We start from the raw sequence: 21,313 nt of genomic DNA on the forward strand, positions 1-21,313 counted from the left end.
AAGTCCTATTTATGCTTGTACTGCAGTGCTACCGGTGGCATTATTGCGCTAAAAATGACTTTCTGCAATGCTAATTACTGATTGATTAGTTTTAATTTCATCATTTAGTTTTGTTTTTATGCGTTTTAAATAAATATATTTAATTAAAATTAATGGGTTAGGTTTTGTTTTAATTATTTAAAAAAATATAAAAATAATAACGATTTATTTTCTAGTTTTTATTATAGTGTTTTTTGATACTTGAAATTTAGTTAACATTTGTTCCTTTATTGTTTTTTGATATGACTAGATATTTGCATGTTACGGGGCTGGTTCTAACGCAATATTGATATGCTTTATGGATGAGTTAGTTGTTTATAGGTGTTGTTGTGAAGTACTAGAGTATGTTGACCTTTCAGAATTAAAATTTGTTTAATCTAGGAGTGATTTAATCGTGACAAGAGGTTTTTAACCAAGTGGGCTCGCTACTGCTACCGCGTTATTCTACTGGCGGAAGTAATCTGAGCTTCGGATAATAAATCTATCTCCAGCGGCTATTTTTCAATGTTAACTGCGTTGAATTTATTTGTAATAGGCATGCTATTGACGCGTAAATTCGCCTTATTTTCCCTGAAAATTTTGGCTGGAGAGTAAAAGTAATATTAGTGCTTTAAATCAATGCGTTAGAAAACACATGAACCAAAATTTAGGTTAAGCAACAAAGAGTTAATCGCACTTAGACAGACCACATTGGCTTGCGAGTTTTTTGAATTTATGATTATTTATAAATACTTACGGTAAAAACTATACTCTAAGAAAGTGTTACACGCTGTGGCATTTTTTATATTTTTTACCACTACCACACGGGCATTCATCATTGCGGCTAATTTTTATATCTGCAACAGGGAAGATCTCACCATCGAGATAACGCCACTGGCCATCTTCTTTTATGAAGCTTGATTTTTCATGCAGTTGGCAAAACAAGTTTTGATAAAAATAGCTAACACAAAATTCAACACAACCAGTGTACTCTTGCTGATCTGCACTGATCACGGCTAATTTTATAAAGCGGCAACTATTAGCAAAATCGGCAATTTCTCTGAGTGGGTTTGCTGCTTGTTTTTCTTGTGCATAAGTTTGGTAAATATACTTAGCATTTTTTAAGGCATAAGCAACAAAGCGAGAGCGCATTAGTTGCTCTGGGCTTGTTGCTTGTATATTGCCTAAATGCAATTTTTCACAGCAATCGCTATAGCTTTGTTCGCTGCCACATAAGCAAAGACTGTCAGTGAGTGAGGTCATAATTAAAATACGCTTTATTAAAAACGGCATTTTAACAGCTTATTGTGCTAATGCTATCTCTGTAGCTTGTTGGGTTTTAGTAAAACAGTATAGTTTTGCACTGGCTTGATCTAACTTTAATGACAGGTTAGCTATTTGATTGTCTCTCACAATGTCTGTCCAGGTGATCACCGCTGCAAAGTTACCGTTATGTAGTGCAGAATTTAGTACATACTCTAAATTAACCAGATGCTTTTGCCTGATCACTAATAGTTTACTGGTATCAATAGAACATGAATCGAGTAAAGCTTTACTTGGTACGTGATCCGGTGCAATCAGTAACGTCCATGCGTTTTTATTATTGTAATGGTGTAACACCTTTAGAAGTTCAAAAGTTGCAGAGATCTCATCTTCTATCTGAATCAAATTTACTGATGCGCTTAAATTATCTTGTTGATAGCTTTTAACTGTTCTGACGGTAATTGGCTGTAACATAAGTTTCACTCACTGGTTGTTTATACAGTACTCATATACAGTAGTTTATACAGTGTTTGTGTGCAAGTGTTTTTTGCTATCTTTTTGAACGATTTTTATATTTATTTGATACCATCAGCTTTGGAAATGTGCATAAAATAAAATAATTTTTATAAAACAATATATTACTTAGTTACATTGAGGTGGCAATTGATTTTAATGAAAAGGGTAGATTAGTCCCTTTTCAAGGTGAGTTGGGGATCAGGTGAGCAAACTGCTGTTGGTGTATTTGCTCATACAGTGTTGCTGCATAACACTGGGCATCTTTAAAGCGGCGGGTGGTTAGATGTTTACGTAAATCAGTTAAGGCAGTTGCTGCAGGCTCATAGCCTTGGCTACTGGCTAAACTTAGCCATACCGCGCCATGAAAAACACTAGTAGGTACGCCTTGGCCTTTGATAAAAAATAATCCGAGATAAAATTGGGCTCGCTGATTACCTGACATTGCAGCTAAGCGCATCCATTTAGCTGCGAGAGGAGGTTGATCATTTTTTAAATAATACAGGGCTTTATTAACAGTGTTATCAGGAGTATCAGCTTTAACCGCACTGTGTGGGGCTTTGCTCGGTTGGGTGATAAACGATAATACGTTTTCTAACTGTTGTTCTAAATCTAAGCCAATTGGCGAGGTATCTGTCATAGTGCCACACATATTATTGTTGTCATTTACCTGCTCAGTTTAGTCTAATATCAGGTTAATTGTCCTGTTATTCTTGAAATATATGATAAAATCACGCAATTATTGTCATCTAAAATGAAACTCACTTATGCTCGACGCGTTATTTAAAATTAGCGACCACAACTCGACTGTGCGCCGCGAATGTATTGCTGGTCTCACTACCTTTATTACTATGGTTTATATTGTGTTTGTCAACCCTGCTATGTTGGCTGAAGCTGGTATGGATCAAGGTGCTGCGTTTGTGGCAACTTGTATTGCTGCCGCTATTGGCTGCTTTATCATGGGCTTTTGGGCAAATTATCCGTTAGCTTTGGCTCCTGGTATGGGGCTTAATGCCTTCTTTACTTATGGTGTTGTATTAGGTATGGGCTATACCTGGCAAGCAGCATTAGGGGCTGTGTTTATGTCGGGCTGTATTTTCTTGTTCCTGAGTTTGTTCAAAGTCAGGGAGTGGATAATTAATGCTATTCCATTGGTGTTAAAGCAAGCCATTGCAACAGGAATTGGAGCGTTCTTAGCGTTAATTGCGCTTAAAAATGCCGGGATCATTGTGGCCAGCCCTGCAACATTAGTGCAGCTGGGTGATATAACGGCTGCCGGTCCATTGTTGGCTATTTTTAGCTTTTTTGTTATTGCAGCGCTACTTTATCGTGATTTTAAAAGCGGTGTTTTGATCAGTATTTTATTAGTAACTGTGATCGCGCTAAGTCTGGGTTTGGTAGAGTATCAAGGCGTGATATCTATGCCACCTTCAATTGCGCCTACTTTTATGCAACTTGATTTTTCAGCGGCATTTGAGTTGTCAATGCTTAGCGTCATTTTTGCATTGTTGTTCGTTGATTTATTTGATACATCAGGCACTTTAGTTGCGGTAACTCAAAAAGCAGGCTTAGCGGACGAAAAAGGTAATATGCCACGTTTAGGACGAGCATTAAGTGCTGATAGTGCCGCAACCATTGCCGGTTCAGTATTGGGCACTTCGACCACAACCTCATATATAGAGTCAGTTGCAGGGGTGTCTGTGGGTGGCAGAACAGGACTTACAGCTGTGGTTGTAGGAATGTGCTTTTTATTGATGATGTTTTTTGCACCTTTGGCGAAAATGGTGCCAGCTTATGCAACTGCGGGAGCTATTTTATACGTGTCGGTGCTAATGCTACAAAACCTCAAGTTTGTAAATTGGGATGATATGACAGATGCCATTCCAGTGAGTGTGGTATTACTGATGACGCCGCTAACATTCTCCATTGCTCATGGCATTGCACTGGGCTTTATTTCTTATACAGCTGTTAAAGTATTGTGTGGTAAACGAGAACAAGTAAGCATCAGTGTGTGGATATTGACAGCGATGTTTGTGATAAAATTTGCGTTTTTATCCTAAGTTAATACAAAGAAAAAGTGGTTTACCACTTTTTCTTTGGTGCAAAAAGCACGTCTAAATCATCTTGTTCTTGCTCTGCTTTTTTCTTCAGTGCAGTTGCATTGGAGGCTTTAAGGTCGGTGCTTATTGCTTCTAAATAACCTTCGAGTTCTTGGCGTTTTGTAGTTATATAATCGTCGCTATAAGCTACTGCTGATACAGTTGCGTACGCTTTTTCAAAGTATTGGCGTGCAGAACCGACCATATTCGCAGAGCGCGCTGAGATACCTCGTTTAATCTGGCTTTCAATATTAATTCGTAATTGGAGCTTTTCTAAGCGCTTGTCTTCAGCAATAAAAATTTGGCTGTCTACTTTTCCTTTACCATGCTCTGAGCGAAGCACTGCACGTACTTTCTTGATACCTTGAATAAGTGCTATTAATTGCTTGTCGTTATCGGGTAACACTAAGTTTTCTGAGTTAGCGGTGTCGATTGAGTTCCCTAAACGTTCATTGGCTTCTTTTAAGCGATTCTTTAACTCTTTTGAATTAGGAGATAGCTGCACCATTGCTGCTAACGCATCATGAATACGCCGTTGCAGAATACGTAAAATATGTTCTGACATAGGTATGTTGGCGCTATTTACTAGAACATCTTCTGATTCTTCAATGATTTTTTTTTGTTTGGTTAAGTCTTTACGGCGTTCTGTTTCTTGTTTCTCTTTATGCTGTTGTACCGCACTGACCCAGAGGGCAATGACAATCAGTGCAACAATCAACATAATAATAATAGAAACGATCATGGTTTAGGTCTCAAATTTCACAAGCTAATAATTTTAATCTTACATTAAATATATGCTAACGGGATAGTTTTGCGCGGCTTATGTAAAAAAGAATTCACTTTCTCATCATTTATTACTATCTGCGTATGATATTTTTTCATTTTGCGCGTCAGCTCAAAAGATGGCTACCTCAAGACGAGGGATTATGCTAGCCTAAGCAAATAACCTTATAAATACGATTCCAGACAGCCTTTTTCTATTGTTAATCAGAAAAAACTTGGCTTGACGCGATGTAGCATTTATAAATAAGCAGTATAACTACACTAAAAAATGCAGCCATGAAATTACAACAACTCAGATACATCGTCGAAGTCCAAAATCATAAACTTAATGTTTCAGCAACCGCTGAAAGTTTGTTTACCTCACAGCCAGGTATTTCTAAGCAAGTACGTATGTTGGAAGATGAGTTGGGCGTGCAGATTTTTGGGCGAAGTGGAAAACACTTAACCCACGTTACCAGCGCGGGCACTGAAATAATTAATATTTCCCGTGAGATCCTTTCTAAAGTAGAGGGTATTAAGGCGGTTGCAAATGAGCATACATTACCTGATCAAGGTAAGTTGAATATTGCCACCACACATACCCAAGCACGGTATGCACTGCCAAGTGTGATCCAAGGATTTATGAAAAAGTACCCTGCGGTGTCATTGCACATGCACCAAGGTACGCCGCAGCAAATTTCTGATGCTGCTGCTCGAGGCGATGCTGATTTTGCAATTGCCACTGAAGCACTGCATTTATACTCTGATTTAGTAATGTTACCTTGCTATCACTGGAATCGCAGTATTGTGGTGGCAAAAGACCATCCACTAGCTAAAAAAGCAGAGTCGCTGACCGTTGCCGATATTGCCCAGTATCCACTTATTACTTATGTATTTGGTTTTACTGGCCGTTCAGAACTTGATAAAGCATTTAATGCGCAGGGACTTGAACCACACATTGTATTTACAGCAACTGACGCCGATGTGATTAAAACCTATGTACGCTTAGGTTTAGGTGTGGGTGTTGTAGCATCAATGGCGATTGATCAAATTGCAGATACCGATTTAGTGTGTATTGATGCAAGCCATTTATTTGAAGCCAGCACCACTAAAATTGGCTTTAGAAAAGGCAGCTTTTTACGTACGTATATGTATGATTTTATAGAGCGTTTTGCACCACATTTGACCAAAGAGCGGGTTGAGCGAGCGAGTTTACTACGTAATCAAGATGACGTAGATAAGCTGTTTGAAGATATAGAGTTACCGGTTAAGTGACTTTAATCTTTTGAAAACAAAAAAGCCGCATATTGCGGCTTTTTTAATGACTATAAAACTTAACACTCAATTATATTTACAGCTAAGCCACCGCGAGCGGTTTCTTTATATTTAGTTTTCATATCGTTACCAGTATCAAGCATGGTTTTAATAACTTTATCCAATGATACTTTTTGCTCGCCACTGCCACGAATAGCCAAACGCGATGCATTAATTGCTTTGATAGCTCCCATCGCATTACGTTCAATACACGGCACTTGTACTAATCCACCGACAGGGTCGCAGGTTAACCCTAAGTTATGCTCCATGCCAATTTCAGCGGCATTTTCTACTTGTAATACACTGCCACCGACAATTTCAGTCAGTGCACCAGCAGCCATTGAACATGCGACGCCAACTTCGCCTTGGCAACCAACTTCAGCACCTGAAATTGAGGCATTCTTTTTATACAGGATGCCAATTGCAGCGGCAGTTAATAAATAACGAGTTGCAATATCGCGGTCTATTTCTTTAATGAATGTGTGGTAGTACATTAATACCGCAGGTAAAATACCTGCTGCGCCATTAGTTGGGGCTGTAACTACACGGCCACCTGCAGCGTTTTCTTCATTAACAGCAAGGGCAAACAAATCCACCCAGTCCATTGCGCGTAGGGGGTCATTGCTGACTTCAATATTGAGCTTTAAGTACAGGCTAGGGGCGCGACGTTTAACTTTCAAACCACCAGGTAAAATTCCTTCGGTGCGCATACCGCGTTCAATACAGGCTTTCATTACTTGCCAAATATTGAATAGTTCATCTTTTATTTCATCTTCTGTGCGTAAGGTTTTTTCATTTTTCATCATCAAGCTTGATACGCTATAGCCTGACTCCTTACACATTTCTAATAATTCTTTGGCACTGCCAAATGGAAAGGGGGCTGGATTTTCTTCACGGACAGTGAGCGCAGCTTGTTTTTCGTTTTCAAATTCTTCATCGGTAACAATAAAACCGCCACCAATTGAATAGTAAACTTTACTATGGAGTTTTTCGTCGCCTTTAAAAGCAATGATCTCCATTGCATTTGAGTGTTTTGGCAAAGTTTTACGACGGTGGAATACAATCGCTCCTTGTTTTGGAAACTTTGCTTGATGCACTTGATTTAAGTGGATCACTTGTTCATTTTCAATTTTAGCGAGAATATCGTCTACTAAATCGGCATCAATGGTTTCCGGATCATAACCCGCAAGTCCGAGGATAACTGCTTTGCCTGAACCATGGCCGATACCTGTTTGTCCCAATGAGCCATATAGCTCAACTTTAATGCTGGTGACATCGGTTAACAAGTTTTGTTGTTGTAGTTCGTTAACAAATAAACGCGATGCGCGCATTGGGCCGACGGTGTGTGATGATGACGGGCCAATGCCAATACTAAACATATCGAATGCACTGATCATAATAACTTTACTCTACTTTTACTCAGCACGATTGCTGCCTTTGAACGGTCGCACATAATAACGCGTAATTGTACCCTTGTAACCCTTTGCAATTGAGATTTATACTGGTATGGCAAGCTGTTTTGTAAAGTTTTTAATAATGCTAGCAGTAGCTCCCCAAAGTAGTCCGTAAGGAGTTGAAAAACCTTGTAAAGTAATCGTTTTGCCAAAGCGATGAAAAGGTAAGGGTTGCCAATTGTTTACATCAGCGAGTGCGCTGACGGGCAGCAAAAAACTGGCGGCCACTTCATTTTGGTCTGCATGCCAATGTGTATCTGGGGCTAATACACCAACAAACGGTGTAATCGTAAAGCCGGTAAGAGTAGAATAATCGCTTAATTGACCGATGACAGTGACATTTGATGGGGCGATATTTAGCTCTTCACTAAGTTCACGCAGTGCAGTATGGCGTAAGTTTGCATCGCTCAACTCATGCTTACCACCGGGTAAGCAAATTTCCCCAGGGTGGTGATTTAAGAACATCGGGCGTTTGCATAGTAATATGTGCGCGCTGTTATCTATATCAATCAGTGGTAACATAACGGCACTGGCTCGTTGGGGACGTTGTTTAAAATGTCTCTTATCAGCTGGCTGTATATACTCATTGGCAGGCGCAGTTAGCTGAAAACGAGCCATAAGCTGTTTGCTATTCACACAGGTTACTTCAATAAAGGTAAGATTTTATTTACTTTATCGTAAGTTTCTTGGTATTCCAAATCCACTTGTGAATCAGCAACAATGCCGCCGCCAGCCCAACAATAAATATGTTGTTTGTGACACACTAAAGTTCGGATGGTAATACTGGTATCCATATTGCCACAAGCGCTTAAATAACCGATTGAACCACAGTAAATACTGCGCCGATGCGGTTCTAATTCTTCAATGATTTCCATCGCACGAATTTTGGGTGCACCGGTTATTGACCCTCCCGGAAAAGCAGCATACAACTGATCAACCGCAGTTTTATCGTCAGCTAACTGCGCTGTCACGGTACTGACTAAGTGGTGTACTGCAGGAAAACTTTCAATCGCAAAGAGTGACGGGACTTGCACGGTACCAGGTTTGGCAACTTTACCTAAGTCGTTGCGCAGTAAATCAACAATCATCACATTCTCAGCGCGATCTTTCGCTGAATTTTGTAATCGAGTTGCTTGTAACGCATCTTCTTTTTTATCAAGACACCGTGGCAGCGTTCCTTTGATTGGCTTGGTTTCAACCTGATTATCATTAATGGCAATAAAGCGCTCAGGAGAAATAGATAAAATAGCGCCATCAGGATGATTAATAAAACTTGAAAATGGTGCTTTGTTAGCTTCGCGCAAAGTACAATAAGCATGCCACGGTGAGCCTTGATACTGCGCTGTAAAACGCTGTGCTAAGTTTATTTGATAACAATCGCCACTTTTTAAATATCCCTGAATTCTTGCAAACTTAGCGCTGTATTGTGCGCGGCTCATATTTGATGACCAGCCTCGGGTGATTTCAAATGGCGAGGTAATTGGAGAGGCGTGAGCTAACTCCTGTAGATACATTGCTGATCTATCAACATCAGGCTGTGCGACATAAAACCAACTGTGCAGCTTTTTATCATAGATAAGTGCATCCAGATAGAGACCAATAGCTAGTTGTGGCATATCGATATCATCGATAGCTTGGCTGGGAAGTTTTTCAATGACTCGGCCAAGGTCGTAACCAAAATACCCGAGCCAGCCGCCACTAAAAGGTAGGTTAGGCTGAGTTTTACTGCTATCTAGAGTATTTAGCTGTGCTTTAATAATGCTAAAACAATCTTGTTCAGTTGCCTTGTCATCAATAAACGTGTGGTTATTTTTAACTTCGAGGCGCATTTTTGGTGCAATAGCAATCAGATCGTAACGACTATTTATATGGTCGCTGTTGGCTGAATCCAGCAGCACGGCATAAGGTAAATGGGCAAAATAGGCGAAAACCTCTAGGCAGTTGAGCGAAATGTCTAATTGAATACAGGTTTTTTGTTGCTTTATCATCTATTTTTTTACCCTGAAGAACTGGCTCGAAACGGGCTAGGAGGGTATCATAAGTTATAATTTTTTGGCAGCGTTTAGTGACGTTGCCTAAGCGCTGTACAAACCACCGTCACTGGTTTGGCCTAGTTTACGTGTTCTCACGTAAAGGTAATTTAAGGAACCCCTATGAGTACAATTCGTCAGCAAGACTTTATTGATAGCATTGAAGATGCATTGCAGTATATTTCGTTTTATCATCCACTTGATTTTGTTCAAGCGCTCGAAAAAGCCTATAACAAAGAACAAAGTAAAGCGGCAAAAGATGCCATTGCGCAGATTTTAATTAACTCGCGGATGTCGGCAGAAGGCAAACGTCCTTTGTGCCAAGACACAGGTATTATTACCTGTTTTGTGAAAGTAGGTATGGATGTTAAGTGGGACAAAACAGATTTAACCGTACAGCAAATGGTTGACGAAGGGACGCGTCGTGCTTATTTGAATCCAGATAATCCATTGCGTGCATCTATTGTTGCAGATCCTGCAGGTAGCCGTAAAAACACCAAAGATAATACGCCTTCGGTCGTGCACATTGATTTAGTGGCAGGCGGCAATGTTGAAGTTATGGTGGCAGCAAAAGGCGGCGGCTCTGAAAATAAAAGTAAAATGGTGATGCTAAATCCATCTGATGATGTGGCTGAATGGGTCGAAAAGACCTTGCCGACCATGGGCGCTGGTTGGTGTCCACCAGGCATGCTAGGTATAGGTATTGGTGGAACGGCAGAAAAAGCCGCAGTAATGGCAAAAGAATCACTTATGGATCCAGTTGATATCCATGAGCTTATGGAACGTGGCGCAGAAACCACCGAAGAGAAACTTCGTTTAGAAATATTTGAGCGCGCAAATAAGCTCGGTATTGGCGCACAAGGCCTTGGCGGTTTAACAACAGTGGTTGATGTGAAAATAAAAACCGCACCGACTCATGCGGCCTCAAAACCTGTGGTTATGATCCCAAATTGTGCGGCGACTCGCCATGTACATTTCACATTAGATGGTTCAGGTCCTGCAAACTTAAAAGCGCCAAAACTTGAAGATTGGCCAGAAGTCACATTTGAAGTGGGTGAGGGTACGCGTCGTGTTGACTTAAATACGCTAACTAAAGAAGATACGCATGAATGGAAAATGGGCGAAACAGTATTACTGTCAGGGACTATATTAACTGGTCGTGATGCAGCGCATAAACGTCTGCAAGATATGATCAATTCTGGTGAAGGGTTACCAGCAGGTGTTGATTTTGACAATAAGTTTATTTACTACGTTGGCCCAGTTGACGCGGTACGTGATGAAGCAGTGGGCCCTGCAGGTCCTACAACAGCAACTCGGATGGATAAATTCACTGACATGATGCTAGAAAAAACTGGCATAATTGGCATGATTGGTAAAGCGGAACGTGGCCCTGCAACAGTTGAGTCTATCAAAAACAATAAATCTGTGTATTTGATGGCCGTAGGTGGAGCAGCTTACTTAGTATCTAAAGCAATCAAAAAAGCCCGTGTAGTGGCATTTGAAGATTTAGGTATGGAAGCTATCTATGAATTTGAAGTAGAAGATATGCCAGTCACTGTCGCAGTGGATAGTGAAGGCGCAAATGCGCATACCCAAGGCCCAGCAATTTGGAAAGCTAAAATTGCAGAGTTAGACGCTAAGTTAAAATAAGTATTCGCTTTATTATGCGGTATTTGAGTCTTCTCAGATACCGCTTATCAGCTCTGACCAGTTGGATGTAAACCACCTAATCTCCCGCAAACACCCATCATTACTCTCTTGTTGCTGTTTATTGCCTTGTAATTTAAACTTTACAATAATATTCAAATTGACGTTCACGTAAACGTTATCATGCTATATTTTTAGTTAAGTTAATTAGCTATTCTAAAAAGTAACTTTTTTTGAATTTAAAATGTTTAAAATTGCGATAAATTAGCTTATTTATTACAGCGCCTGATATTGATAGGTTTTATCATCTCATATAGTGGCAAGCTGTAATATGAAGTGGTAGAGTCTCGGCAATTTCAGCGTGCATACCCTCTCACGGGTTACAAATTTCGGAGTAAGATAAAGTGGCTGTGTTCAATCGAGTTGATTTTGATAACCACGAACAAGTGGTTTTTTGTTCAGATAAAGAATCAGGCCTTCGTGCAATTATTGCCGTTCATAATACTAATTTAGGTCCTGCTGTTGGTGGTTGCAGAATGTGGGATTACGCAAGTGATGACGACGCTGTTGTCGATGCGCTTCGTTTATCAAAGGGTATGACCTACAAAAATGCGGTAGCACGTTTACCATTTGGTGGTGGTAAATCTGTGATCATTGGTAATGCCAAAGAAATTAAGTCTGAACAGTTATTCCGTGCATTTGGTCGCCAATTAGAGCGCTTAAATGGTAGTTACTATTCTGCTGAAGATGTAAACATCACCTGTGATGATGTGGCTATTATGAATAAAGAAACTAACTATGTATTAGGCCTTGAAGGTAAAAGTGGTAACCCATCACCATTTACAGCGTATGGCACATTTTTAGGAATTAAAGCGGCGTTACAACATCAACGTGGTCACCAAGACTTGAGTGGCATTAAAGTGGCAGTACAAGGCTTAGGCGCTGTTGCTTATGGCTTATGTAAACATTTGCATGACGCGGGTGCGACCTTGTTTGTAACTGATATCAACCAAGTGGCAATTGATCGAGTCGTGAATGATTTTACTGCGACTGCTGTAGGCATTGATGAAATATACGACCTTGATGTCGATGTATATGCACCGTGTGCACTTGGTGCAACAGTAAATGATGCGACTATTCCACGCATTAAAGCGACAATTATTGCTGGTTGTGCAAATAACCAATTAGCCGAGTCTCGCCACGGTGAGATCATTCGTGAAAAAGGTATTTTATACGCACCAGATTATGTGATTAACGCAGGTGGTATTATTAATGTTTATTATGAAACAGCGCCAGAAGGTTACAGTGCTGAGGCATCAAATAAACATGTTGAGGGGATTTTCAAAACCTTAACTGAAATTTTTTCGCGAAGTGAGAAAGAGCAAAAATCAACGCATTTGATCGCAGACGAACTCGCACAAGAGATAATCGAAAACGGTTTATAATAAACGCGTTTAGGCGTGCAATTGCACGCCTTTACATTATTCAGTAAATCCCTCACGATACGGTCATCCTGACTTGTATAGTTTTCTAAAGATATGACGCCCATCGATTTAGCCACATGGCCACGCCAACAACATTTCTCACTGTTTAAAGAGTTTACGCAACCTTATTTTAATGTATGTGTACAATTAGATATGGGGGCGCTGTATCAGTATTGTAAATCACAGCAATGCTCTTTTTTTCATGCCTATATCTATGCGACATTGCAGGCAAGCAATGCTTATCAACCAATGTTACTGAGGATCATTGACGGTGTACCTTGGCAACTAGCTGCTCAACGTGCCAGTGTTGTAGAGCTTGCTGATGATGATACCTTTAGGTTTAGCTATTTTTCACAACAAGCTACGTTTAACGACTTTCAAGTGCATGCAAATAAAGTTAGCTTAGCTGCAAAGCAACAGCCATTATTCTCAACTGCTTTTGCGCAAACCGAAGGTCAGACTGATTTGATCCATATTTCGGTTTTACCGTGGTTGAACTTTACAAGCTTCTCTCACGCACATACACAAGGTAATCATTTCGGCATTCCTAAATTAGTGTTTGGACAGTTTGATGCGCAAAAGGGGACATTGCCTATCTCAATAGATGTGCACCATGCATTGATGGATGGTTTACATGTAGCGAAGTTTATTGACCAGCTGCAGCAAAGCATAGACGCTCTGTGTGCTTAGCGTAGTCGTAAACGAATTGTGTTATTTAGTTAATGAAAATAAAACTCAGACTATGTTAGTATAATTCCTATACAAAAAATATAATGATAATTAACTACTAGTAAATCATTATCTATTTAATTTGCGTTAATGCTAAGTTGTTAGCTCGCCATAATTACGAAGGCGTTTAGTATAATGATTCGTTTAGGTCTTTGCTTTTTCTTTTTTGTTGTTTTTAGCAGCTTTGCTGCTGAGCAAACCCGTTTACCTCTTAATGACTACTTTGCCGAAACTTGGAATACCCGTTCTGGTTTGCCTCACAATAGTATCAATAGTGTGGTGCAAACAAATGATGGCTATATATGGATTGCCACATGGGAAGGATTAGCCCGATTTAATGGCCGTGAGTTTAAACTATTTACACGCACGGAAATAACTGGTTTACCAGATTCTGGTTTACGTAGTTTAGCCCCACAAGCTGATGGCGGTTTATATATCGTGGGTGCCCGAGGTGGGATCAGTCATTTATATCAAGGGCAATGGCACGCTAAGCCTAATGCCACTGCGATGGTAAATCATGTATTAAAAACACCTTCCGATGAAACTTGGTTAGCTCTTGAGGGCCAAGGTGTTGTATATCGAGAGTTTGATAGTGCGCCGGACACGGCGATTTTAGAAAACTTCAGTGCTTATCGCCTAATAGAAGACAAAGCCGGTATGATTTGGGCTGCAACCAGCAAAGGCTTGTATCAAATTAATAATAAAACAGCGCGATTAATTACTCCCGATTCAGGTTTACCACAAAGTCCAATATACACCTTGTATTTGACCCGCCAAGGTGAACTCATTGTAGGCAGTGAACAAGGCGCATGGAAGCAGGTGAACAACCGTTTTGTCAGTATTCATGCTCAGCTTAAAGATGAGGCTATCTCAAGTATTTTACAAGATGATCATGATGATCTTTGGTTTGGTACGATCAATAAAGGGGTGTTTCGATTAAGCCCGTTAGGACTTGAACAACTTGATGCTGACGCTGGTTTACCAGCCAATCGGATTTTATCGCTATTACAAGATCGTGAAAATAGTATTTGGGTTGGCACAAATGGCGGTTTGTACCGATTGCGTGAAGCTGCTTTTTCAACTTGGACCACAAAACGCGGTTTAACAGGGGACTATGTTCGCACCGTGCTGTCCCATTCAGATGGTAGCTTATGGGTAGGCGGCAGCCTAGGTTTAAACCGTATTGAAGATAATAAAGTAAACACATTCCCTGCTGCTTATGGGAATGATTCGTTATCGGTTTTAAGTTTAGCTGAGGATGCGCAAGGACATATTTGGCTAGGGACTTATACCTCAGGTTTGATGAGGATTATCAATGGTAAAGCTTATCCTGTTCTAGATCGTAAAAATGGCTTAGCCAGCAATGAGGTCAGGGCGTTATTATTTGATAGTGCAGGGCGCTTATGGGTAGGAACCGCAGCAGGATTGACACGAATAGATGTGGATGGATCACTGAAGCAGTTTTCAAGTGTAGATGGTTTACCTGGTGATTTTATTATAGCCCTTAGCGAAGACAATTATGGCAATGTATGGATTGGAACCGGCGTTGGGGTCGCATTTTTTAGCCCAAGTTTAGAAAAGTTTACGGCTAAAGTATTTCCAGCCCATTTTGATGCTGCATATGCTTTTGGTTTTTATGCTGAGTCTGAATATATCTGGATGGCGACAGACCGTGGTCTTGTCCGGTGTCATATCCCAACCGGAGAGATGAGTATTCTTGGGCGTGAACAAGGCTTGCCAGTTGATAAGTTGTTTCAAGTTGTGGCACAGGGAGATTCGTTTTGGTTATCTAGTAATCGCGGTGTGATCCAAGTTAATCAACAGCAAGTCAAACAGCGACTCGCCCAGTTAGCACAAAATAATGCGTTGCCAATCCAGTATCAGCTATATGATGAAGGAGACGGCATGCTTAGCGCCCAGGCTAATGGCGGGTCTAATCCTGCTGCGGTGTTGCATAAAGATGGCAGTATTTGGATTGCTACAGCGCAAGGGGCAAGTACTATCGTCCCTGAACGATTAAAGCAAGCTACTAAGAAGACATTACCGACAATTATTGAGGCCATGTATGTAGATGGCAAAATGACCCCCTTAGTGCAGCAAGATGAGGAAATCATTTTACCGCTGGGTGTTTCGCGGCTCTCTTTTCATTATGCGGGCTTAAGTTTTATTATGCCCCATCGATTGAATTATCAGACCCAATTGGCTGGCTATAACAATGTGTGGGTTAACCGTAATCAACTCAGTATTACAGAATATACTAACTTACCACCGGGCAAGTACACGTTCAAAGTACGTTCTGGCTACCCTAATGGGCAATGGCAAGATAATGATAAAACCTTAACGTTTGTGATCCAGTCATATTTCTGGCAAAAAACTACTTTTAAGATCATGGTTTTTATCGGTTTATTAGCATTGGTCTACGGGCTTTATAGATACCGACTTTATCATTATAAAAAAATAGAAATCGAGCTGATCAAGCGGGTTGAGCAACAAACTAATGATCTACAACAACAAACAGATGCCTTTGCTCATCAAGCAACCCATGATCAACTAACTGATTTGCCAAATCGTCGTGCCTTTGATTGTTGGCTCGCGGATAATTTTGCTGACTTTAAGCAACATGATTCACCTCTGGCTATTGCGATTATGGATATTGACCATTTTAAGCGAATTAATGACGGGTGGTCACATATTGTTGGCGACCGTGTAATTTGCGTAGTTGCTCATATACTAGGAGAGCTCAATGAGAGTGATGATAGTCAAGTTGCTCGCTGGGGAGGTGAAGAATTTACATTACTATTCCCTCATAAAACCGCGCAACAAGCCGCTCAATTATGTGAAGAATTACGTGTGCAAATTGCAAACTACGATTTTTCAAACATAGCTAGCGGGTTATCGGTAACGGTTAGTTTTGGAGTCGCAGATTCATTGGCAGTTAATGACTATGACAGGTTACTGGCGCAAGCTGACCAAGCGCTTTATCAAGCAAAAAGTAATGGGCGAAATCGAGTCGAAATAAATAAAATATAAAGATTAAAATGTGAAGTGAAAAGGTTATTAAAAAATTCTTTGACTGTTATCCTTCGTAGTTAAATTACTTACTATGAATACTTTAACTTTACTTATTGCTAATGTTATTTTCTATATTAAATGGACAGTCGATTTTATACATTAATTGCTATAAAAACAAACAATCCAGTTGGTTGTGGGGGATAAATAGACAATTCATCTTATGTTCAGATACTTAAGCCCCTGATTTGGGATTGTATTGTTGCGTTATAAGCAAGTACTTCGGTATACTTCACATGAGCCCAATCTGGGTAAAAATAATAAATACATGGAGTTTAAATGTTAAGAAAATCTGCTATTGCACTTGCTATTTCATCTAGTTTTTTCCTTTCTGGTTGCCTAGAAGTTGAAGATAATAATGACGATATCGTAGCTGCTATTGAAAATAATACTGATGCTCAAGCTGAGCTAAAAAGTGTAACTTTAACTGGATCAGTTAAACACTTATTAACAGGTGAGTCTGTTAATAATGCCCAAGTATCAATTAAAATTGGTAATGACTGGAGCGAGCCTGTCGCTGTTTCAAACGGTTTATTTGAATTAAATGAGCTTCCAAAAAACTCTGACTTTGTTCTGCTTGTCTCCAGTGCTGATGGTTCTTTTCAGGAGCGTGCTTTTTACGGTAAAACGAATTACGGTATAGCTCAATTGGGAAGTTTAGAAGTTTCAAGTGCTGAAACTGTGCAGTTTGAAGTACTGCTTAATGGTGAAAATACACCTGTAGCAGGGCTTGAATTTAGTTACAGTATTTCCACTGCATTTAATATGTACAATGAATTTTCGAATCGTAATGAACATTTTATTCGTTCTACCTATAATGCAGATACTGGTATGTACTCTATTGCTAAAGTAGCCGGTTTTACTGATCTGCTATTAATGGACCTTGATGTTGACAATGATGCTGTTGATGATTTTAGTTATAACAATCAGTCAGACAGTATTAGCCAAATTAATATAAGCGAGTTAACCAACGGAAATACTTTGTATGTTTCTAAAACAGCTGAAAACGCAAAGTTTGAAGTCCGTGTTTCAGTAATTAATGAACTTGGTAATACATTTGATAATTTGAACTTTGTTTCATTAAAAAATCTTACTAAAGGAACGCCAGCAACTTTCGATGCTGATAGTAAAGAGTATATTTTTGAATATAATGGTAGTTCAAAGATGAAACTACTTTTACCTAGTTTCGTAGATAGTTCAGGTAATCGCTATGATACAGGTGAAGTAAATCTTTATGCTACAAATGGTGGGGTGTCAGTTACTAACTCAAGCTTTAATAATTTAAATCGTTTTTATGAACTAGACGATGGTGTTTTATCACTAGTAATAAAGCCAAGAGTATCGTCGTTTTCCTCTAGGCCGCGAGTTGTTAGTGCCATAGCAGATGAAACATCTCAAAACTTCTATATGTTTATGGAAGCGCCTATTGAGTTAGTTGATAGTGCTGCGTCATTAATTAAGAAACGTCAAATAACGGTTGTTAAAGGTACTGATGATGAAAACGATTTTATTGCACAAGGCGTAACGCAAATTTCGTTTAATGACGTTTCTGTTCCTTTTACCTCATCGCTTAAATATAACGATACATTTGTTACTCTGTCACCAGCCGCTCCTCTTGTCGGCGGCCATTATGAGTATAACATTGAAAAAGTCAGTGTGAAGTCTACAGGTGAAGTCGTGAATATCTCAGCCGCAAGCTCATTTCGTATTGCAGATCAATCTCCTTTTGATATCAATCAATTGCGTTGGGATAATAATAACGGATTAACTGACGGCAAAACTATAGTACTTAAGAATACAGCTAATGAAGATGTTGGTTTTAAGCGTAAATCAAACAATGGTAGTCTTTACTTACCAGCATCAATAGCAACCTTAAGTCATTTTAAAGTTAATTTGCTAGGCTATACAGCCAATGGAAAAGTAAATCCTGCACTAATTGAGAGCACAATTGTATCTGATGGCAACATAAATATTAGCGAGATTAATACAGTTTCAGTTGCTGTTAATGAAACTATTTTAATTGATGACTACTCTGTTGATTTCTACACAAGCCTTCCTGATCGTCAGTGGTATAAGTTATCAAATAATACTTATCAAATAGAAAATCTTGATGACAATCAATTAAGCAGTAAAAATAATGTTACTTTTGGTTATGAGTATGCTGTAAAAGGCAGTTCTGAAATTGTTACAGGCAAAATTACCTTACCTGTGCTTTAAAGGTTAGCTGTTTCTACGGGGGGGAGTTTTGTACTCTCTCCCTTTTTTATCTTCCTTAAAAGGGGGGTCTCACTGAGTTAATAATGTATTCGACAGATATATTTCCTGTTATTAGATATTGACTATTCTGGGGTCAGATAAACTCGTAAGTGTCATTAACAAAGAGTGCTATACGATGGACTTGTGTATTGATAATTAAGATGATCCCAAATTCAATTTTGAGGTTATATATTTAAATCGCCTAGAAGCTTGGTTTGTTGACAATATGGGTGTATGTTTTTTTGGTAGATAAACACGCTACAGGCCATTGCTTTTCGAGTATATAATATATACTAATACATATATTAAAACATTTTATTAACATTTAGTTGAATTTGATGCTATACCTTTTGTTCCCACTTTGGGGTCTTTTTGATGTGAACAGAAGGAACAAAAGATGAAAAGTAAGATGATATATGTAGCTTTAGCAGGTGTTTTAGGTGTGTCGCCAGCGTTGTTTGCACAAGGCCATAAGCATAATGATTTTAACTTTACTGCACAGTCCATTGAGTCACTTAAGTTAACCTCCTTGGTGGCTGTGGACGATACTCAGTTTGTGTTCAATAATGACTTGTTGCGTGAAGATTGGGATAATTTCTTTGCACTGCATGCGCCTGTACTGGAAGATAAAAAAGAGCGTGTTTTGCACTGGGCAGGTTATACAAGTATCAACCCTAAAGTTATCTTAGCGTTGATTGAGCTGCAAAGTGGCTTACTTTCTGATCCTGACGCAGATATTAATAATGCTTTTGCAGGTTTATCGGACGAACACGGTTTTGATGCCCAGCTAGAAGATGTGGTAATGATGTTAAGTCAACGTTTTTATGCATATAAACAGTGGCAAGATAGCCAAGCCACCCCGGAAACATCAAAGTATGCGGGCGAGGAAATCACCAATAGAGTCAATACCAACAGCAGTACTGCAGCGACAGTAGCATTGGTCAGTGTTCTTAAAAAACAAGTATTAAGCAAAGATAATGTTAATTACGCTAAGAGCGATCTAACCGGCTTTTTAGCGACGTTTGAGCTTCTATTCCCTGATAGTCGCGCTCAGTTACAAAGATCCTCTAAAAGTGCACTACAAAGTAGCAATCAGCAGTTTGCCGCGGCTAGTTTTTCAATGAACTTACCATGGTCATCAGGTTATTATTGGTACAGCGGTGGGGCTCACTCTAATACTGGCTCTGGTTATCCATATTCATCGCTTGATTTTAATGATGGCTCTGGTGGTTGGGGCGCAAATACACCATATGTTCAAGCGGCGCATGGCGGTACTATCACACGTTTTTCGTCATGTAATATCCGCGTAACGCATTCGAGTGGATATTCAACCAACTATTATCATATGTCTAATCTGCAGTATAGTAGCGGTGATTTTGTGCAGCCAGGTGCATGGCTCGGTCGTTATGCGAACAATTATAACCAAGCACTATGTGAAGGGGGACAATCATCAGGTCCTCACGTGCATTTTACTTTGTTGTATAACGGCCAGCAGGTGTCATTACATAATCAATATATTAGTGGTCATCGTATTGATGTCGGCAATAGCAACTACGATGACAATTGTAATCGTTTCTACTTTGAGCGTAATGGTTACCGTACTTGTGCATGGGACCGTTTATATCGTTAATATAATTGATTTTACGTAATAATATAGTTGACCGCCTTTAACATAGTTATGGGCGGTTTTTTAGCTGTTGCTAGGCTAGATGATTGAATTTTATCCTCACAGGACATATTAATAAGCTACACCTGTTGATAGGACCTCGTAATGGTAAATGGATTATTAATATTTGCGCTGATTGCGTTTGTAGTTGTTTATTGGCGTTGGCCGGTTATTCAAAACCGCTTGTGGCAAAAAAAGTATCAAGATTATCGTTTAGATGAAAAGCAAAAAACATTATTGTTACGGTATATGCCTATCTATCAAAAAATGACGGATGCTGATCGGGAAAAATTAGAGCGTCATATTGTCTGGTTTCTAAATGAAAAACGCTTTATTGGTTGTGATGGTTTAATTCTAAACGAGAGTATGAAGTTAATAATTGCTGCGGATGCATGTGTGTTGGTGCTTAATAAACCATGGCCACTTTATCAAAATGTGAAAGAAATTTTGCTGTACCCAAGTGCCTATTACGCGCCGCAGACATCTCGTGATAGTGCCGGATTAGTAAGCTATCATAATACTGTTCGTCAAGGCGAGTCATGGCCTGGAGGGACTTTAGTTCTAAGCTGGCACGATGTGCTTGAAGGGAATCGTTTACCCAGTGACGGACATAATTTAGTGTTTCATGAATTTGCTCACCAACTTGATCAAGAAACAGGTAAAACCACAGGCACGCCTATATTAGCTAAAGAGGCAGATTATAAACAGTGGGGGCGTGTTTTTAGCCGCGCTTATAATCAGTTAAAAACTCATGTTGCGTATAATATGCCGCATGTTATTCATAGTTATGGTGCAACTAATGAAGCCGAATTTTTTGCCGTGATCACCGAAACTTTTCTCGAAAAGCCCAGTGAGCTGCGCCATTATGATCCTGAAATATACAGTTTATTGGTCGGCTATTATCAGTTTGATCCAATAAAATGGCATTAACCGCCAAATAACGACGCTTTATCAGATATCGCTGGTAACTTGCTGCCGTTTTTGTTGCAATCATGTTTATAAGATGAAA

At 39.5% G+C, this 21,313-nt stretch carries 16 protein-coding genes; 9 read left to right on the forward strand and 7 right to left on the reverse strand.

Annotation, left to right across the window (positions count from 1 at the left end):
• Positions 1-801 precede the first annotated feature (801 nt).
• The 3 genes from H5186_RS13875 to H5186_RS13885 form a co-directional block, all read right to left on the reverse strand.
• Positions 802-1,281: a YchJ family protein gene (locus H5186_RS13875; protein ID WP_149982847.1), complete on the reverse strand. Its 480-nt coding sequence runs from the start codon at positions 1,279-1,281 to the stop codon at positions 802-804.
• A 39-nt stretch (positions 1,282-1,320) separates the two neighbouring features.
• The gene (locus H5186_RS13880) at positions 1,321-1,755 is read right to left on the reverse strand and encodes a SulA-like leucine-rich domain-containing protein (RefSeq protein WP_149982846.1); all 435 of its coding nucleotides are present in this window, start codon (positions 1,753-1,755) and stop codon (positions 1,321-1,323) included.
• A gap of 223 nt (positions 1,756-1,978) precedes the next feature.
• The gene (locus tag H5186_RS13885; RefSeq protein WP_149982845.1) at positions 1,979-2,434 is read right to left on the reverse strand and encodes a sel1 repeat family protein; all 456 of its coding nucleotides are present in this window, start codon (positions 2,432-2,434) and stop codon (positions 1,979-1,981) included.
• Positions 2,435-2,561: 127 nt separating this feature from the next.
• Between H5186_RS13885 and H5186_RS13890 the strand changes: the two genes are divergently transcribed.
• Positions 2,562-3,854 (forward strand): NCS2 family permease, encoded by a 1,293-nt coding sequence (locus tag H5186_RS13890; RefSeq protein ID WP_182718438.1) that lies wholly within the window; start codon positions 2,562-2,564, stop codon positions 3,852-3,854.
• Positions 3,855-3,876: 22 nt separating this feature from the next.
• On the opposite strand, the gene H5186_RS13895 is transcribed toward H5186_RS13890, so the two are convergent.
• Positions 3,877-4,635, reverse strand: coding sequence for a hypothetical protein (locus H5186_RS13895; protein ID WP_149982843.1), 759 nt, complete (start codon positions 4,633-4,635; stop codon positions 3,877-3,879).
• 317 nt (positions 4,636-4,952) lie between these two features.
• Here H5186_RS13895 and cysB point away from each other — a divergent pair, with 317 nt between their 5' ends.
• On the forward strand, positions 4,953-5,930 hold the full coding sequence (cysB, locus tag H5186_RS13900) for an HTH-type transcriptional regulator CysB (protein ID WP_145241047.1): 978 nt from the start codon (positions 4,953-4,955) through the stop codon (positions 5,928-5,930).
• Positions 5,931-5,989: 59 nt separating this feature from the next.
• Here the strand turns inward: cysB and H5186_RS13905 are convergent, their stop codons facing one another.
• The 3 genes from H5186_RS13905 to pabB form a co-directional block, all read right to left on the reverse strand.
• Positions 5,990-7,366 (reverse strand): L-serine ammonia-lyase, encoded by a 1,377-nt coding sequence (locus H5186_RS13905; RefSeq protein WP_145241045.1) that lies wholly within the window; start codon positions 7,364-7,366, stop codon positions 5,990-5,992.
• Between the two features lie 99 nt (positions 7,367-7,465).
• On the reverse strand, positions 7,466-8,059 hold the full coding sequence (locus H5186_RS13910) for a CoA pyrophosphatase (protein WP_310737087.1): 594 nt from the start codon (positions 8,057-8,059) through the stop codon (positions 7,466-7,468).
• A gap of 5 nt (positions 8,060-8,064) precedes the next feature.
• Positions 8,065-9,411, reverse strand: a complete 1,347-nt coding sequence (gene pabB, locus H5186_RS13915; RefSeq protein ID WP_182761285.1) for an aminodeoxychorismate synthase component I — start codon at positions 9,409-9,411, stop codon at positions 8,065-8,067.
• 165 nt (positions 9,412-9,576) lie between these two features.
• Between pabB and H5186_RS13920 the strand changes: the two genes are divergently transcribed.
• From H5186_RS13920 to H5186_RS13950, 7 genes are all read left to right on the forward strand, one after another.
• Positions 9,577-11,103: a fumarate hydratase gene (locus H5186_RS13920; protein WP_145241038.1), complete on the forward strand. Its 1,527-nt coding sequence runs from the start codon at positions 9,577-9,579 to the stop codon at positions 11,101-11,103.
• Between the two features lie 401 nt (positions 11,104-11,504).
• Entirely contained in the window at positions 11,505-12,545 is a 1,041-nt protein-coding gene (locus tag H5186_RS13925; RefSeq protein WP_182718436.1) for a Glu/Leu/Phe/Val dehydrogenase, read from the forward strand.
• A 93-nt stretch (positions 12,546-12,638) separates the two neighbouring features.
• On the forward strand, positions 12,639-13,274 hold the full coding sequence (locus H5186_RS13930) for a CatA-like O-acetyltransferase (RefSeq protein ID WP_182739940.1): 636 nt from the start codon (positions 12,639-12,641) through the stop codon (positions 13,272-13,274).
• Between the two features lie 174 nt (positions 13,275-13,448).
• Complete coding sequence (locus tag H5186_RS13935) at positions 13,449-16,343, forward strand: ligand-binding sensor domain-containing diguanylate cyclase (RefSeq protein WP_182718434.1); 2,895 nt, start codon at positions 13,449-13,451, stop codon at positions 16,341-16,343.
• 318 nt (positions 16,344-16,661) lie between these two features.
• On the forward strand, positions 16,662-18,599 hold the full coding sequence (locus H5186_RS13940; RefSeq protein ID WP_182794595.1) for a hypothetical protein: 1,938 nt from the start codon (positions 16,662-16,664) through the stop codon (positions 18,597-18,599).
• 436 nt (positions 18,600-19,035) lie between these two features.
• The gene (locus H5186_RS13945; RefSeq protein ID WP_182794596.1) at positions 19,036-20,268 is read left to right on the forward strand and encodes a M23 family metallopeptidase; all 1,233 of its coding nucleotides are present in this window, start codon (positions 19,036-19,038) and stop codon (positions 20,266-20,268) included.
• A 141-nt stretch (positions 20,269-20,409) separates the two neighbouring features.
• Complete coding sequence (locus H5186_RS13950) at positions 20,410-21,234, forward strand: M90 family metallopeptidase (RefSeq protein WP_149982835.1); 825 nt, start codon at positions 20,410-20,412, stop codon at positions 21,232-21,234.
• Positions 21,235-21,313 lie beyond the last annotated feature (79 nt).

The sequence above is a fragment of the Pseudoalteromonas sp. SG41-2 genome (genome assembly GCF_014164535.1).
Taxonomy (GTDB): domain Bacteria; phylum Pseudomonadota; class Gammaproteobacteria; order Enterobacterales; family Alteromonadaceae; genus Pseudoalteromonas; species Pseudoalteromonas rhizosphaerae.